This is a genomic window from Zunongwangia sp. HRR-M8 (genome assembly GCF_027594405.1).
Lineage (GTDB): Bacteria > Bacteroidota > Bacteroidia > Flavobacteriales > Flavobacteriaceae > Zunongwangia.
Genome location: NZ_CP115161.1, coordinates 2836138 through 2850767, shown reverse-complemented (window position 1 = coordinate 2850767; position 14630 = coordinate 2836138). Strand labels below are relative to the sequence as shown.

The 14630-nt window shown below is 34.5% G+C and carries 15 protein-coding genes and 1 tRNA gene; 5 read left to right on the top strand and 11 right to left on the bottom strand.

Annotation, left to right across the window (positions count from 1 at the left end; all coding sequences use genetic code 11):
• Positions 1-5: 5 nt before the first annotated feature.
• From PBT89_RS12315 to gpmI, 5 genes are read right to left on the bottom strand one after another with little or no spacing between them, the layout of a single operon-like run.
• Complete coding sequence (locus PBT89_RS12315; protein ID WP_270060593.1) at positions 6-572, bottom strand: HNH endonuclease signature motif containing protein; 567 nt, start codon at positions 570-572, stop codon at positions 6-8.
• On the bottom strand, positions 565-1380 hold the full coding sequence (gene map, locus PBT89_RS12310; protein WP_270062168.1) for a type I methionyl aminopeptidase: 816 nt from the start codon (positions 1378-1380) through the stop codon (positions 565-567). Before map ends, PBT89_RS12315 begins: the two co-directional genes overlap by 8 nt.
• Before the next feature lie 12 nt (positions 1381-1392).
• The gene (locus PBT89_RS12305) at positions 1393-1803 is read right to left on the bottom strand and encodes a BT0820 family HAD-type phosphatase (RefSeq protein ID WP_270062167.1); all 411 of its coding nucleotides are present in this window, start codon (positions 1801-1803) and stop codon (positions 1393-1395) included.
• Between the two features lie 55 nt (positions 1804-1858).
• Positions 1859-2407, bottom strand: coding sequence for a thioredoxin family protein (locus tag PBT89_RS12300; RefSeq protein WP_270062166.1), 549 nt, complete (start codon positions 2405-2407; stop codon positions 1859-1861).
• 11 nt (positions 2408-2418) lie between these two features.
• The gene (gene gpmI / locus PBT89_RS12295; RefSeq protein WP_270062165.1) at positions 2419-3939 is read right to left on the bottom strand and encodes a 2,3-bisphosphoglycerate-independent phosphoglycerate mutase; all 1521 of its coding nucleotides are present in this window, start codon (positions 3937-3939) and stop codon (positions 2419-2421) included.
• 379 nt (positions 3940-4318) lie between these two features.
• Between gpmI and PBT89_RS12290 the strand changes: the two genes are divergently transcribed.
• On the top strand, positions 4319-5080 hold the full coding sequence (locus PBT89_RS12290) for a murein L,D-transpeptidase catalytic domain family protein (RefSeq protein ID WP_270062164.1): 762 nt from the start codon (positions 4319-4321) through the stop codon (positions 5078-5080).
• Between the two features lie 58 nt (positions 5081-5138).
• Here the strand turns inward: PBT89_RS12290 and PBT89_RS12285 are convergent, their stop codons facing one another.
• On the bottom strand, positions 5139-5426 hold the full coding sequence (locus tag PBT89_RS12285) for a GNAT family N-acetyltransferase (RefSeq protein ID WP_270060599.1): 288 nt from the start codon (positions 5424-5426) through the stop codon (positions 5139-5141).
• 5 nt (positions 5427-5431) lie between these two features.
• On the bottom strand, positions 5432-5980 hold the full coding sequence (locus tag PBT89_RS12280) for a ClpP family protease (RefSeq protein WP_270062163.1): 549 nt from the start codon (positions 5978-5980) through the stop codon (positions 5432-5434).
• A gap of 393 nt (positions 5981-6373) precedes the next feature.
• Here PBT89_RS12280 and PBT89_RS12275 point away from each other — a divergent pair.
• Positions 6374-6446, top strand: a tRNA-Gly gene (locus PBT89_RS12275).
• Between the two features lie 352 nt (positions 6447-6798).
• On the opposite strand, the gene PBT89_RS12270 is transcribed toward PBT89_RS12275, so the two are convergent.
• From PBT89_RS12270 to rho, 3 genes are all read right to left on the bottom strand, one after another.
• On the bottom strand, positions 6799-8157 hold the full coding sequence (locus tag PBT89_RS12270; protein ID WP_270062162.1) for a HAMP domain-containing sensor histidine kinase: 1359 nt from the start codon (positions 8155-8157) through the stop codon (positions 6799-6801).
• On the bottom strand, positions 8141-8854 hold the full coding sequence (locus tag PBT89_RS12265) for a response regulator transcription factor (RefSeq protein WP_270062161.1): 714 nt from the start codon (positions 8852-8854) through the stop codon (positions 8141-8143). The genes PBT89_RS12270 and PBT89_RS12265 overlap by 17 nt, the downstream gene beginning before the upstream one ends.
• 118 nt (positions 8855-8972) lie before the next feature.
• Entirely contained in the window at positions 8973-10646 is a 1674-nt protein-coding gene (gene rho / locus PBT89_RS12260; RefSeq protein ID WP_270062160.1) for a transcription termination factor Rho, read from the bottom strand.
• 193 nt (positions 10647-10839) lie between these two features.
• Between rho and PBT89_RS12255 the strand changes: the two genes are divergently transcribed.
• Positions 10840-11250, top strand: a complete 411-nt coding sequence (locus PBT89_RS12255) for a DUF4293 domain-containing protein (protein ID WP_270062159.1) — start codon at positions 10840-10842, stop codon at positions 11248-11250.
• A 195-nt stretch (positions 11251-11445) separates the two neighbouring features.
• Here the strand turns inward: PBT89_RS12255 and PBT89_RS12250 are convergent, their stop codons facing one another.
• The gene (locus PBT89_RS12250) at positions 11446-11943 is read right to left on the bottom strand and encodes a metallophosphoesterase family protein (RefSeq protein ID WP_270062158.1); all 498 of its coding nucleotides are present in this window, start codon (positions 11941-11943) and stop codon (positions 11446-11448) included.
• A 102-nt stretch (positions 11944-12045) separates the two neighbouring features.
• Here PBT89_RS12250 and truA point away from each other — a divergent pair, with 102 nt between their 5' ends.
• A complete protein-coding gene (gene truA, locus PBT89_RS12245) occupies positions 12046-12798 on the top strand; it encodes a tRNA pseudouridine(38-40) synthase TruA (RefSeq protein WP_270060606.1) in 753 nt (250 codons plus the stop codon).
• Complete coding sequence (locus PBT89_RS12240; RefSeq protein ID WP_270062157.1) at positions 12788-14557, top strand: ABC transporter ATP-binding protein; 1770 nt, start codon at positions 12788-12790, stop codon at positions 14555-14557. The genes truA and PBT89_RS12240 overlap by 11 nt, the downstream gene beginning before the upstream one ends.
• Positions 14558-14630 lie beyond the last annotated feature (73 nt).

Below are 14630 nucleotides of genomic sequence, written 5' to 3'. Positions count from 1 at the left end.
CGAATCTAAACTTCGATATCTCCCCAATTCTCGCCAGATTTAATTCGGTATAACTGCATTTCTGAAACACCAAACTGTTTCGCAAGAACCCGAATTCTTGTTTTTCTGTTTGGATCTAAAAGTTTCTTTTTAAGAATAACAGCTTGTGCATAAGTTAATTTAGAATATGACGTTACTTTTCTAAGCTTCCGTTTTTTCTTGTTTTCTTTTACACTAGGGCTATTATATTGATGCGCTACCCACTCTTCTTTAGTAGCCCATGCAATATTTTCGACGCGATTATCGTCTTTTTCAAAGTTTTTATGAATCACATACTTATCACCTTCTTTTTTATCCAGAAATAATTCTGCTACTATACGGTGTATGTAATATGTCTTGGATTTTCCAGACTTCAACTTTACAGCGAAATTGAGGTAACCGCCAACACGGCCACCACGCATTAATTCGCCTTCTTCTTTGTTTTTAAGGAAGCTTACCAGTCTACCGTAATTAGATACTTTGTAGACAAAACGGTCTTCCCATTCTTCTTTGTGTAGGGTTTTCCAAACCTCTCCTCTGAAATTTTTAATCATAGGTTTTTGCTCTAAATTCATCTTCTTCATTACTCTCTATGCCTAAAGCATCATAGATATAACTGAAGGTAGACAACAGCTCCGGTTTGCCGTCGATTAAAGCTACGTCATGTTCAAAATGAGCACTTGGTTTATTATCTGCAGTTAAAATAGTCCAGCCATCGGGAAGCTGTTTTATACGACGTGTACCTAAATTAGTCATAGGCTCGATCGCAACGACCATTCCTTCTACAAACTTTTTTCCTCGACCTCGTTTGCCATAATTCGGCATTTCAGGGTCTTCATGCATATTAGCGCCAAGGCCGTGGCCAACAAGCTCACGAACAACTCCGTAGCCATGGTCTTCAGTATATTTCTGAATGGCATAGCCAACATCACCGACGCGATTGCCGGCTTTAAATTCTCTTATTCCTATATAGAGTGATTCTTTAGTTACTTCCAGGAGTTTTTGTGTTTCAGGGGCAATTTCTCCAACAGCGAAAGTATAGGCATGGTCTCCGTAGAAACCATTTTTTAAAGCACCACAATCAATAGAAATAATATCACCTTCCTCAAGGGGAGTATCGTTAGGAATCCCGTGCACTACTTGCGCATTAGGACTCATACATAACGAATTTGGGAAATCGTACATTCCCAAAAAGCCAGGGTGGGCTCCATGGTCTTTAATAAACTCTTCAGCCAGTTTATCTAACTGTAAGGTAGTTACTCCAGGTTTTACCTCTGGCGCTAACATACCAAGAGTTTTCGATACGATTTGTGCGCTTTCACGCATTAATTCAATCTCTTCCCTTGTCTTAGGTATAATCATCAGTATTAATATTTATAATCTACCGAAAAATCGGCTTTTTTTCTTTTTACTAGTTTGTTTTGCTTTGCTAGAATCGTCGCTAGAGAGCATTTGATATATTTCTCCCCAACCAAGCATGCCACCAATATTACGATCGTCAATAAAAATGTCTGCTAAAATCTTGCGACTTAAACTTTCATCGTAATTTTCTTCAGGATAGCTTTTATTAATGGCATAGAATACAATACCATTTTTTTTACAAAAGCTTACGGCTTCATCTAAACGTGAGCCTTTACGGTAAGTCCATAGAATAAGGTTATGCCCATCGTCTTGAAGCTTTTTTAATGTTTCAAAAGCAAACAATAAGGGCTTACCTATGTCTGGGTACTTATTTTCTACAATAGTACCATCAAAATCTATCGCTATTGTTAGTGTAGGGGACATAACGTTCAGCAAAATTAAATGAATAACAGCTAATTATCCGTTTTTAAATACTTATTTATTCGGCGTAAGAATTGGCGTAATCTTTTCCGCTAACGATTTTAGCGATATCTTCTTCTAAACTTTCCTGAGCAAATTCTACAAATCGATTAACTTCTTTACCATTTTTATAGAATATCATGGTCGGAACGCGATTTAAATCTACTTTCTCTTCGTATTTTTCTGGAGTAGATTTGCTATAATCTACCGCCACAGCTTCCAATTTGCTCATATCGTAATTCGCCTCGTCCAAAATTTTAAAAAATCTTGGAGTTTCTCTTTTGCTATCACCACACCAGGTACCCATAAAGATTTTAATTTCGTAATCATTAATATTTTCTTTGATGGTAGCCATAGCATCCTCTTGTGGCGAAAATTGTTCGTAGCGAGGCTCGAACCACGAAGAGTAAGGCTTTTGCATAAGATCAGCTTTTTCGAACTTTCCTAGAAGCATACTTTGCTGAACGGAAGAATTTTCTGCTGTACCGGTGCTATTCGTGCTAGAACTATTTACTATACTGCCGCACCCTAAAAGTACGGCAGCTAGAAATGGAATAAATTTTATCATTATGTTTTTATTTAATCTACAAGGGAATCTTGCGTCATTAATTCTGGCTTTTCTATCCCCATTAATTTTAATATTGTTGGCGCAATATCACCTAATTTACCACTTTTAATTTCTTTAATATCTTTATCTAAAAGAATTAAAGGCACCGGATTTGTAGTGTGCGCTGTATTTGGTGAACCATCTTCATTAATCATTGTTTCACTGTTACCGTGATCTGCAATAACAATTACTGAGTAATCATTATCCATAGCCGCGGTGCAAACGTCTTTAGCACATTCATCTATTGTTTCGCAGGCTTTAACGGCAGCCTCAAAAACTCCTGTGTGACCAACCATGTCTGGATTTGCAAAGTTTAAGCAAATAAAATCAGCCGATTTTTTATTCAATTCAGGAATAATTTTATCTCTAATTTCATAAGCGCTCATTTCTGGTTGCAAGTCGTAAGTAGCAACTTTTGGAGAATTACACATAATTCTACTTTCTCCTTTAAAAGGTTCTTCTCGACCACCAGAAAAGAAAAAAGTTACATGTGGATATTTTTCAGTTTCAGCAATTCTGATTTGCTTTTTACCGACATACTCCAGTACTTCTCCTAGGGTACTTTTTATGTTATCCTTTTTGAAAATCACATTGATATTTTCAAAACTGTCATCATATTTTGTTAAAGTAACGTAATAAAATGGCATTTTCTTCATTTCATACTCCGGGAAGTCGTCTTGACTTAATGCCTGAGTAAGTTGGCGTCCACGGTCTGTTCTAAAATTGAAAAATATCACTACGTCCTTTTCATTTAATTTAGCAACAGGCGTGCCATCTTTTTTAGTCACAACGATAGGCTCTATAAATTCATCACTTATATCATTATCATAACTTTCTTGTACAGCCTGTACTGGATCTTGTGTTTTCTTACCTTCTCCTTTAACAATCAGGTCGTAAGCTTTTTCTACACGTTCCCAACGCTTATCACGATCCATCGCAAAATAGCGTCCAATAATAGAGGCTAATTCTCCATTAGTTTTATCTAAATGTTGTTGGATTTCTTCTACAAAACCTTTTCCTGAATGTGGATCTACATCACGCCCATCTGTAAATGCGTGCAGATATTTATTCTTTATTCCGTAGTTTTCAGCAGCGGTTAGAAGTCCTTTTATATGATTGATATGTGAATGAACACCACCATCGCTTAAAAGCCCCATAAAGTGTATAGGCTTATCATTTTTCTTGGCATATTCAAAAGCTTCACGTAAAGCAGGCTCCTCTATAAGGGATTCATTTTTTACTGCCTGGTTTATTTTTACAAGATCCTGGTATACTACACGACCCGCACCCAAATTCATGTGGCCAACTTCACTATTACCCATTTGTCCTTCAGGTAGACCAACGTTCATACCGTCAGTTCTAAGTTGTGCGTGAGGATATTTTTCTGAAATTTCGTCTATGAATGGAGTTTTGGCTTTTGCTACGGCAGAAACTTCTGCATTTTGAGTTTGTCCCCAACCGTCCAAAATCATTAATAATACCTTCTTATTCATTGTTTGGTGTAAATTTTTGATAAATATAAAAACAAAATAAATTTTTGATAAACGCTCTGACCTTAATGTTTTATTAAAGTTAAGCACTTTTTGACGAATAAAATTGACAACTAAGAATAAAACTTTACGAAAACGTTATAAAATCGTAAGAATTCGATATTGGAAAGAAATTAAGAGCTCCTTAATTAAAAATTTAACATTTCTTGGTGCAGCTTTTGTAATATTTAATTAAAATCAACGTTAATATAATTCAATAGTATCTCTTTTGATTTCAAGAGATAAAATGTTAAACATCAAATAATTATCCTATAAATTGTTAGGGTTTATTATTTTTTGTATGTTGGCAAAATATTTAGAAAAAATTAACAAACACACCTGTATGACGAGAAGATTGATGGCTGTAGCGGTAATTTTAATGTTTTCAACGGCCTTTTCGGGTTCTACCCCAAGCACCGAGCTCCATTTAACTAAAGATGAAAATTTATTAGCTGAATTAGATCATTTTGAAATTGAGAAGACAGAACTTTCTTTTGAAGAGAAAGTAGGAATGCTTTACGACACTTTTAAAGATAGAAATGAAAGTATGCCAAAAGTAGAGGCTTTTCAAAACGCTATGAAAGGTTACTACAAATTGGAAGATGAAGGAAGAGTTAAAAATAAATTACTTACCATTATAGATTTTGATCTATCTTCTAAGAAGAAAAGATTCTGGGTTTTAGACATGGAAAATCAAGATGTGCTTTTTAATACGTACACTTCGCATGGTAAAAATTCGGGATGGGAGTTTGCTAAAAGTTTTTCAAATGCAGTAAACAGTCATAAAAGTAGTTTAGGTTTTTATGTTACTGGTGAAACGTATTATGGTAAAAACGGACTTTCACTTTTTATTGATGGTATGGAAAAAGGATTCAACAGCAATGCTAGAAAGCGTTACGTGGTAATTCATGGTTCTGATTATGTTAATGAAAGTTTTGTGACTAGTAGAGGTAGGGCTGGCCGTAGTTATGGATGTCCTGCAGTGCCAAGAATTATTTCTAAGAAAATAATCAATACTATTAAAGGTAACTCTGTGGTTTATATAAACAAAAGTTATGAGGAATACCTAGAAAGCAGTTCTTATTTAAATAGTAAAAAAGCTTAAAAATATAGAATTAAAATTATAAAAGAAAGCCTCGAATTTTTAGTTCGAGGCTTTCTTTTTATGCTCTAACGTCAGAATATTCTGGATTTCTATCAAACATAACTTCAGTAAAAGGGCAGAGCGGATCAATTTTTAAATTATTATCTCTTGCAAATTTCACAGCTTCTTTAACCAATCTTGTGGCTATGCCTTGACCTTCAAATTGTCTTTTTACTTCAGTATGATCTACAGTGATCACATGTTCGTTTTTCTTAGTGTAAGTAAGTTCAGCAATAATACCTTTTTCACCTTCCAAGTAAAACATGCCCATTCGATCATTGTCCTTATGTTTTATAGGCTTTTCCATTGCTTTTACTTCAAAATATCATCTATAATGCCATATTCAAGAGATTCTTTAGCGTCCATCCAGTAATCACGATTAAAATCTTTCATTACTTTTTCTACACTTTGGCCACAGTTTTTAGCTAGAATCTCAGCACTAAGTTCTTTAGTTTTTAAAATTTCAGTAGCTTGAATTTCAATATTTGAAGCCTGACCTCTTGCGCCACCAGATGGTTGATGAATCATTACTTTAGCATGAGGTTGTATAAAGCGTCTTCCTTTTTTACCTGCAGAAAGTAGAATAGAACCCATAGATGCAGCAAGTCCTGTGCAAATAGTAGATACTGGAGCTTCAATGGCCTGGATGGTATCGTAAATGGCAAAACCATCGGTTACGTATCCGCCTGGGCTGTTGATGTAAAGTTGAATTTCTTCTTTTCCTTCCAAATCAAGATAAAGTAAGCGGTCTATAACATGTTTTGCAGATTTATCGTCTACTGGCCCCCACAAGAATATTTTACGTTCTTCTAGAAATTTAGCGTCTATCTTATCCTGAATTTTTCCTGATTTATCTTTCATTATGCTTTCTTTTCAAAAAAATTATTATCACATAAAAATAGGATTAATTTTGAAGAAAAGTAAAATTTGAAGCTTTCATTTAACAGGATTTTAGAAGAAGGTTATCTTTTGCTATCACAGTTACGCAGCAGTTTATAATAGATGGATTTTTCAGTTTGTAAGAACGTTTGAAAATCTTTATGATAATTGTAAAATTTGAATTATGAGATATCTATAAAATTATTTTTGAATTTCAGTTTACTAAGTCATCTAGTAGTGGTAGGTAAGACTTTTAAATCTTAATTATGGAGATGAATCAAACCGCTGTTTTGAGTTGAAGACCATTTACAAAAAAATATTCATGAAAAATTTGGAGAAAACTACAAAACTAATTTATATTTGCAACCGCTTTAGGCGGGAGTAGCTCAGTTGGTAGAGCGTCAGCCTTCCAAGCTGAATGTCGCCGGTTCGAACCCGGTCTCCCGCTCTCAAAACCCTGCTGTTTTACAGTAGGGTTTTCTTTTTTAGGAATATTTGTTTTTAATGAATTTGAAAAAAGCACAGCTGGTTGCATGGCTTTTTCTTTCCGGAAATATTTGTAATTCTAGCCTGTTTTTTCAGAAAATAGATTTTTAAAATTCCCGGCGTAGGGTAACCAAATATTAAGAGTATTAGAAGTGAACGCAAAATTATGATGAAAGAAATAACAGAGATCACCCTAGCCGAGAATTAACCTATTAACTAACAACCAAAATCTTTTATATTATGATTTGATTCACAACAAACTTATTGTTTGATTGTTAGAGATAGATTAATAACAGATTAAAATTGCATTAGAATTATAATCCTATAGGTAATCTGATTTCTATGGATGTTCCGCGGCTTGTTTTAGAATGTGCTATTAAACTACCTTTGTGCATTTTAATCACGTTGCGACTAAGAGGGAGACCAATCCCGTAGCCATGAAAATTTTCTGTGTTCCTTGCTCTAAAAAATGGATCGAAAATATAAGGAAGATCAGCTTCAGGAATACCTATGCCTTGATCTTCAACTTTAATTATGACTTCATTATCTGAAGCTGAAAGGGCAAAAATCACTTTTTCATTGTTAGAATATTTACAAGCGTTCATCACTACGTTAGAAATTGCCAGGTGTAATAATTGACTGTTACCATTAACTGAAAGTTTTTCGGGATCTTCGGGTAATAAATCAAAATCCAAATGAATTACAGCTTCTGGATATATTTTTTCGACTGTTTCTTTAACATCTATAACTAACTCATCAATGCGAAGCGGGCTAAGCGTCTGTGCTTTTCCGTCGTAGCCGGTTTGAGCTAAAAACAGCAAAGCTTTTGTCTTCTTATCAAGCTTTCCGGCTTCTTCTAGTATCGTATTTAGGGAGACTATGTATTCCTCCTTAGATCTTTCTTTAGCAAGAGTAACTTCAGCTTCTCCAATAATGGAGGTTAAAGGAGTATTTAATTCGTGAGAGGCATTGCTTATAAAATTCTTCTGGGTTTCAAATGAAGTTTCTAATCTATTAAGCATATTGTTAAAGGTGGCAGTAAGGCTGCGAAGTTCTTCGTTATCTTCGGTTTCTTTAAGTCGAAAATTTAAATTTTCAGTATTAATTTTTTTCATGTCACCAATAATGGATTGTATTGGTTGTAAAACCTTCCTAGAAAAGAACCACGCAATAAAAATAATAATCAAGATAGAAATTAACAGCGCTATCAAAAGTAGGTTGCGTAGATATACAATATGATGCGTATTATAGTAATTTTCAGCTGAAACAATAACCAGATAATCTTTACCGCGATTGTGATATTTGATTCCTGAATAAAATGTATTGTTTTCTTTGAAGTATGCCCTTTCCTGTGAAACGATGTCTTCTAAAAAAGATTTTGAAAGACTTAAATTAGAATTTGTATGTATATCGAACTTTTGAAGATCGATAATAGTAATTTTTTCATTAGGTAATTCTTCTAGAAAATCCTGCCTAATTTCTTTAACAGCGTTAATATCCTGATCGTCTTCCAATTCGATTTTTGCCATTGTAATGGCCCGTATTTCTAGTCGCTTATAAAAATCGGTGTAAGAATAATCACTAATAGAAAAGTAGATGAAGCCACTAAAAACTAGAATATAAGCTAGAAATATAGAAGTAAGAAAAAGAATAATTTTATTCTGTGTCTTCATCGTCTATTTTTAAAACATACCCCATACCAATAATAGTATGTATTAGTCTACTGTTATTGTCTTTTTCAAGTTTTTTACGCAGGTAGTTAACGTAAACATCAACTACGTTTGTGCCAATATCGTAATTAACGCCCCAAACGTTTTCCAATAATTCTGTACGTGAGATAACTCTACCTGGCGCTTTTAAGAAAGCTAATAATAATCTATATTCGGTAGTTGTTAAGGCAATCTTTTTATCGTTTCTGGTAACTGTTTTAGAAGTATCATTCAGCTTAACATCAGCAAAAATAAAACTGTCATCTGGTGTAACTAGGTTGAAATTCTTAGATCGGCGTAATAAACTTTTAACTCTAGCTGTAAGTTCGATAAACTTAAATGGTTTGGCGAGGTAATCATCTGCCCCGCTATCTAATCCCATAGCAATATTTTCTGAACTTCCTAAAGCGGTGAGAAATAGAATAGGAATCTGGTTATTTTCCTCACGAATAGCTTTGCAGATTTCCATACCATTCATTTCTGGTAACATAATATCAAGGATAAGAAGATCAAATTCGTTTGTAGTAGCCATTTGGTATCCTTCTTTACCATTTAAAGCGATACTCATTTCAAAACCTTCTTCAGTAAGTCCTTTATTAATAAAAGAACAAACTTTGGCATCGTCCTCTACTAGTAATATTTTTGAGTTTTTAGTATCCATAGCATATCATCGTAGGTCTAAAGTAACAAGAATTTTATCAACTATACACAAAAATGCGAACAATAAAAAAGCGGCTAAAATTAGCCGCTTTTATTATAAAAAATATGAGAATTTGTGATTAGCCGTTCATGCTAATAAGAAACTCCTCATTGTTATTTGTTTGTTTAATCTTTTGCTGAATAAATTCCATAGCCTCTACAGGATTCATATCGGCAAGATATTTTCGCATTATCCACATGCGTTGGATGGTGTTTTCATCTAATAAAAGATCATCACGACGCGTACTTGAAGAAATAAGATCGATTGCAGGGAATACTCTTCTATTAGAAATTCTACGATCTAGTTGAAGTTCCATATTACCAGTACCTTTAAATTCTTCAAAGATCACCTCATCCATTTTAGAACCTGTTTCTGTTAAGGCTGTTGCAATTATAGAGAGAGAACCACCACCTTCAATATTACGAGCAGCACCAAAGAAACGTTTTGGTTTATGTAATGCATTTGCATCAACACCACCACTTAAAACTTTACCACTTGCTGGTTGTACGGTGTTATATGCTCTGGCAAGACGAGTAATGGAATCTAATAAAATTACTACATCGTGACCACATTCTACAAGGCGTTTTGCTTTTTCTAAAACAATATTAGCTACACGAACATGTTCGTGTGCTTCTTTATCAAAAGTAGAAGCAACAACCTCTCCTTGGACGTTACGCTGCATATCGGTAACCTCTTCTGGACGTTCGTCGATTAGAAGGATTATTTGATAAACTTCAGGATGATTCGCTGCAATAGCATTCGCGATATCCTTTAGCAACATCGTTTTACCCGTTTTTGGTTGAGAAACGATCATACCACGCTGTCCTTTTCCTATAGGAGCAAACATATCCATTACTCTGGTTGAAATAGAACTTTGCTTTTCGGCTAAGTTGAATTTCTCTTTTGGGAAAAGCGGGGTAAGATGCTCAAAAGAAACACGATCTCTAACTACTTGAGGATCTAAGCCGTTAATTTTACTAATCTTGATTAATGGGAAATATTTTTCACCTTCTTTTGGAGGTCTAATTTGCCCTAATACGGTATCACCTGTTTTTAATCCAAATAAACGAATTTGTGACTGGGATACATAAATATCATCTGGAGAAGTAAGGTAATTATAGTCTGAGGATCTTAAGAAACCGTAGTTGTCTTGCATGATGTCTAATACTCCCTCACTTTCGATAATAGCGTCAAATTCATAATCTGGTTCGCGGTAGCGGTTGCGGTTGTCGCGATTACCACCACTTTTGTGATTATTATTGTTATTATCGTTATTTCGATTATCTTTTCTGTTGTTAGGAGTGTTTCTGGTATCCTTGCGATTATTGTTTCCGCGATTATTACTCTTAGAAGAATTATCGTTACTTTTAGGCGAATCCTGCTCCTTATCTTTCTTTTGCTCCTTGTTATGCTGCTTAGGTGCAGAAGGCTTAGGTTTGTCTGTGGCCTCTTTAGTTACCGCCTCATCCTTTTTTTCTGAAGATTTTACTTCTTCTTTTTTAGGTCTACCAGGTTTCTTGTCACTGCCAATTTTTTTTCTTGGTCTTTTTGGCTTATCGTCGGTTGTTTTCTCTTCGGCCTTTTCTTCTTGGAGTGCTTCTTGAGTTTTCTTTGGGTTAGCAGCCTGATAATCCAGTATTTGGTAAACTAGATCTAGTTTTTTAAGACTTCTAAACTTTGGAACGTTTAGGGATTTAGCAATCTCCTGAAGTTCAGGTAGTTTTTTAGCTTTTAATTCAGAAATTTCAAACATGAATAGTCAAGAATAAATTTTGTTTGGATTGAATGATCAACTTCTCTTGGAAGAATAGAAATATTTTTGGAGTCATAAGTAACCTGTAAAGAACTGGTTACGAAATGTGATTGCAATTATACAACTTTATTTATAAAATAATCCTTTTTTTCTGAAAACTTTATTTTATTTTTGTCGCCAGATTGAAGAGAAAATGCTACAACGTATACAAACAGTTTATTTATTAATCGCAGCAATAGTTAGCCTTGGGCTTATATTTTTATTTGCTCTATGGCAAGATGCTGAAGGTGGCGCAATTTATGCTCAGGATCAATTAACCGTATTTATTATGTTTATTGCTTCTGGATTATTATCTTTGGTGAGTATTTTTATGTTTAAAAATAGAAAGCTTCAATTTGTATTGGGGCGTATCAATATATTATTAAACTTTTTTTTACTAGGAGTGTTTGTTTATTGGTCACTAAGCTTACCCGGAGAAATGAATATTTCAGAGAAGGGTATTGGGATGTTTCTTCCTATCATTTCTATCGTTTTTCTAGTTCTGGCGAATAAAGCCATCAAAAAGGACGAAGATCTTGTAAAATCTGTAGACCGATTACGATAAGCCTATAATCTTAGTAGTATTAGTGCGTTAAAAACCCGAAGTGAAGACTTCGGGTTTTTTTATTTTCAATGGTTTAATACCAAACAGTTTTTGCTGAAACTAGAGTTAAGATTGCACATTTTAAAGGCTTATTTTTTACGATATCCATCAACACTGCAAACTACCGAACTACCAACTGAAGTTATCGATTAAGAACTATTTACCCGCCAGTTCTATAACTTCCAAACCTTTAATTTCTTTGCCATCGATTGTAAATCTTAGCATGGTACGCTGTTTATGCCAGCCGTGTTTTCCGGCCGCTCCGGGATTCATATGTAATAATCCCAGGTCTTTATCCATCATTACTTTTAAAATGTGAGAATGGCCGCAAATAAATAATTTAGGCGGATTTTGCTGAATCTCTTCTCTAACTGCAGGATTGTATTTTTTGGGATAGCCACCAATATGCGTCATCCAGACATCCACATCTTCACACATCCAACGTTGATGCAGTGGAAATTCTTTTCTAACTTCAGCATTATCAATATTGCCATACACACCAATAAGCGGTTTGCCGGTGGCTTGTAGTTTATCAGTAACATTTAAATCTCCGATGTCACCCGCGTGCCAAATTTCATCAGCTTGCTTGGCGTAATGAATTATACGATCATCAATATAACTATGGTTATCGCTTAATAATAAAATTTTTTTCAAAATAGCTTTTATTTCAAGGGTTAAAGCTTTCGCTTAAGTACAATTTAGCAGAATAAATACCTTATCTTTGTACGCTGCAAATTTAGAAAATTCAGTTTAGCTTTGAGGTATTTTATAGATTTAGCCTATTTGGGAACTGCGTATCACGGTTGGCAGATTCAACCAGATGCTATAAGCGTTCAGCAGGTAATCCAGCAGGCACTTTCCAGAATACTTCAGCAAGATATAGAAGTGGTAGGAGCGGGTAGGACCGATGCAGGAGTTCATGCCAGACAATTATTTGCTCATTTTGATGCCGAGCTGAAATTTGATGAAAAAACACTTCAGTTTAAACTGAATTCTCTTTTGCCAAAAGATATTTCGATTCAGCAAATATTCCAGGTTCAGCCTGAAGCCCATGCACGTTTTGATGCTTCCAGTAGAAGTTATGAATATCATATTGTAAATTTTAAAGATCCTTTTAAGATCAATCTTGCTTATTATCTTATAAATCGACTGGATGTTGAAGAAATGAACCGTGCTGCTGCTATGCTGAAAGATTACACTAATTTTAAGTGCTTTTCAAAAAGCCGAACCGATGTAAAAACGTATAATTGTAACATTACTGAGGCATTTTGGGAAGAAACCAATAATCAATTAATATTTCATATTACGGCAGATCGTTTTTTAAGAAATATGGTAAGAGCGATTGTTGGAACATTATTAGAAATTGGATATGGTAAAAATTCAGTTGAATTTTTGAAAGAAATTCTTAAAAGTGAAGACAGAAGTATGGCTGGAACTTCGGTTCCTGCTCACGGTTTATATTTAACCAAAATAGAATACCCTAAAACAGCACTTTTTGATGGCCTCTAAAACCGGAAATGCATTTGATTTTGATCTCTTTAAGCGTTTGCTTAGATATACTAAACCCTACAAATCAACATTTTATTTTGTAGCGATAACCGCTATATTATTATCATTTTTTGCCGTTGCAAGACCTTATTTATTGCAGGTTACCATAGATGATTCGATCACACCAAAAGATAATGGGAATTTAATTTTCTATATCTCTTTGATGCTCGGGTTTTTAATTTTGGAGGTAACTTCACAATTTTTCTTTATCTATTTTGCCAACCTGCTAGGTCAAAATGTAGTTCGTGATCTTCGAGTAAATTTATTTAAACATATGCTTCAGTTTAAAATGAAGTATTATGATAAATCTGCTGTAGGTCGTTTGGTAACGCGCGCTGTTAGTGATATAGAGACTATATCGAGTATTTTTAGTCAGGGTCTTTTTATGATCATCAGTGATCTTTTAAAGATGCTGGTCGTTTTAGGATTTATGTTCTATAAAAGCTGGCAGTTAACACTTTTGGTCATTACGGTATTACCATTTATTATTTATGCTACTAGGGTGTTTCAAAAGAAGATGAAAATTGCTTTTGAGGAAGTTCGTACACAAGTTGCCAACCTAAATACCTTTGTGCAAGAGCGGATTACCGGAATGAAGATAGTCCAGCTTTTTAATCGCGAAAAAGCCGAATACGAAAATTTCAAAAATATCAATGATAAGCACCGTAAAGCCTGGGTAACTACTGTTTGGTATAACTCTATCTTTTTCCCAATTGCAGAGATGTCTACCTCTATCACTGTTGGTCTTATTGTATGGTTTGGGGGATTACAGGCTGTAAATGATAACCCGAATATTACTCTTGGTGTTATCATAGCTTTTATAGAGTTATCACAAATGTTATTTAGACCGTTACGGCAAATTGCCGATAAGTTTAATACCCTACAAATGGGGATGGTCGCCGCTAATCGTGTTTTCGGAATTTTGGATACAGATTCTACCATTATCGATAATGGAAAAAAAGAACTTAAATCGATCAAAGGAGATATCAAATTTGATAATGTTCGATTTAGTTATGTAGAAGGTGAGGAAGTATTGCGTGGCGTAAACTTTAGCGCAAAAGCTGGTGAAACTATTGCTATTGTTGGAGCAACCGGAGCTGGTAAATCTACAATCATTAATTTACTGAATAGGTTCTATGAGATCGATAGCGGAACAATTTCAGTAGATGGTATAGATATTAAGCAAGCAACATTAAAATCCTTAAGAGCTGAAATTGCTGTGGTTCTTCAAAACGTATTTTTGTTTGCTGATACTATTATGCACAATATCAAACTTGATAATCCGCAAATTTCTGAAGAAGATGTAATTAAGGCAGCTAAACAAATTGGAATCCATGATTTTATTAGCAGTTTGCCAAATGGCTATAATTACAACGTGAAAGAACGCGGTGCGATGCTAAGCTCGGGACAACGCCAATTAATTTCTTTTTTAAGAGCGTATGTAAGTAATCCTAGTATTTTGGTTCTAGACGAAGCGACATCTTCAGTAGATACCTATAGCGAACAGCTTATCCAAGATGCCACCGATAAAATAACAAAAGGCAGAACTTCTATTGTTATTGCTCACCGATTGGCAACAATTAAAAAAGCCGATAAAATTATGGTAATGGATAGTGGGGAAATTGTAGAAATGGGAACGCATGATGAATTATTGCTTAAAGAAAATGGTCATTATCGTAAACTTTATGAAGTTCAGTTTATGGCTGAAGAATCAATATAAATCCTTTTTAGTCGATAATTTAATTTCTTACGTGCTAAGGTTTTGGTGGAGTTTATTTTTTCATGTAAAAATG

What these genes read in the sequence shown, in the direction of transcription:
- PBT89_RS12315 (WP_270060593.1), bottom strand. Translation starts at nt 572, where the DNA reads ATGATTAAAAATTTCAGAGGAGAGGTTTGGAAAACCCTACACAAAGAA.
- map (WP_270062168.1), bottom strand. Translation starts at nt 1,380, where the DNA reads ATGATTATACCTAAGACAAGGGAAGAGATTGAATTAATGCGTGAAAGC.
- PBT89_RS12305 (WP_270062167.1), bottom strand. Translation starts at nt 1,803, where the DNA reads ATGTCCCCTACACTAACAATAGCGATAGATTTTGATGGTACTATTGTA.
- PBT89_RS12300 (WP_270062166.1), bottom strand. Translation starts at nt 2,407, where the DNA reads ATGATAAAATTTATTCCATTTCTAGCTGCCGTACTTTTAGGGTGCGGC.
- gpmI (WP_270062165.1), bottom strand. Translation starts at nt 3,939, where the DNA reads ATGAATAAGAAGGTATTATTAATGATTTTGGACGGTTGGGGACAAACT.
- PBT89_RS12290 (WP_270062164.1), top strand. Translation starts at nt 4,319, where the DNA reads ATGACGAGAAGATTGATGGCTGTAGCGGTAATTTTAATGTTTTCAACG.
- PBT89_RS12285 (WP_270060599.1), bottom strand. Translation starts at nt 5,426, where the DNA reads ATGGAAAAGCCTATAAAACATAAGGACAATGATCGAATGGGCATGTTT.
- PBT89_RS12280 (WP_270062163.1), bottom strand. Translation starts at nt 5,980, where the DNA reads ATGAAAGATAAATCAGGAAAAATTCAGGATAAGATAGACGCTAAATTT.
- PBT89_RS12270 (WP_270062162.1), bottom strand. Translation starts at nt 8,157, where the DNA reads ATGAAGACACAGAATAAAATTATTCTTTTTCTTACTTCTATATTTCTA.
- PBT89_RS12265 (WP_270062161.1), bottom strand. Translation starts at nt 8,854, where the DNA reads ATGGATACTAAAAACTCAAAAATATTACTAGTAGAGGACGATGCCAAA.
- rho (WP_270062160.1), bottom strand. Translation starts at nt 10,646, where the DNA reads ATGTTTGAAATTTCTGAATTAAAAGCTAAAAAACTACCTGAACTTCAG.
- PBT89_RS12255 (WP_270062159.1), top strand. Translation starts at nt 10,840, where the DNA reads ATGCTACAACGTATACAAACAGTTTATTTATTAATCGCAGCAATAGTT.
- PBT89_RS12240 (WP_270062157.1), top strand. Translation starts at nt 12,788, where the DNA reads ATGGCCTCTAAAACCGGAAATGCATTTGATTTTGATCTCTTTAAGCGT.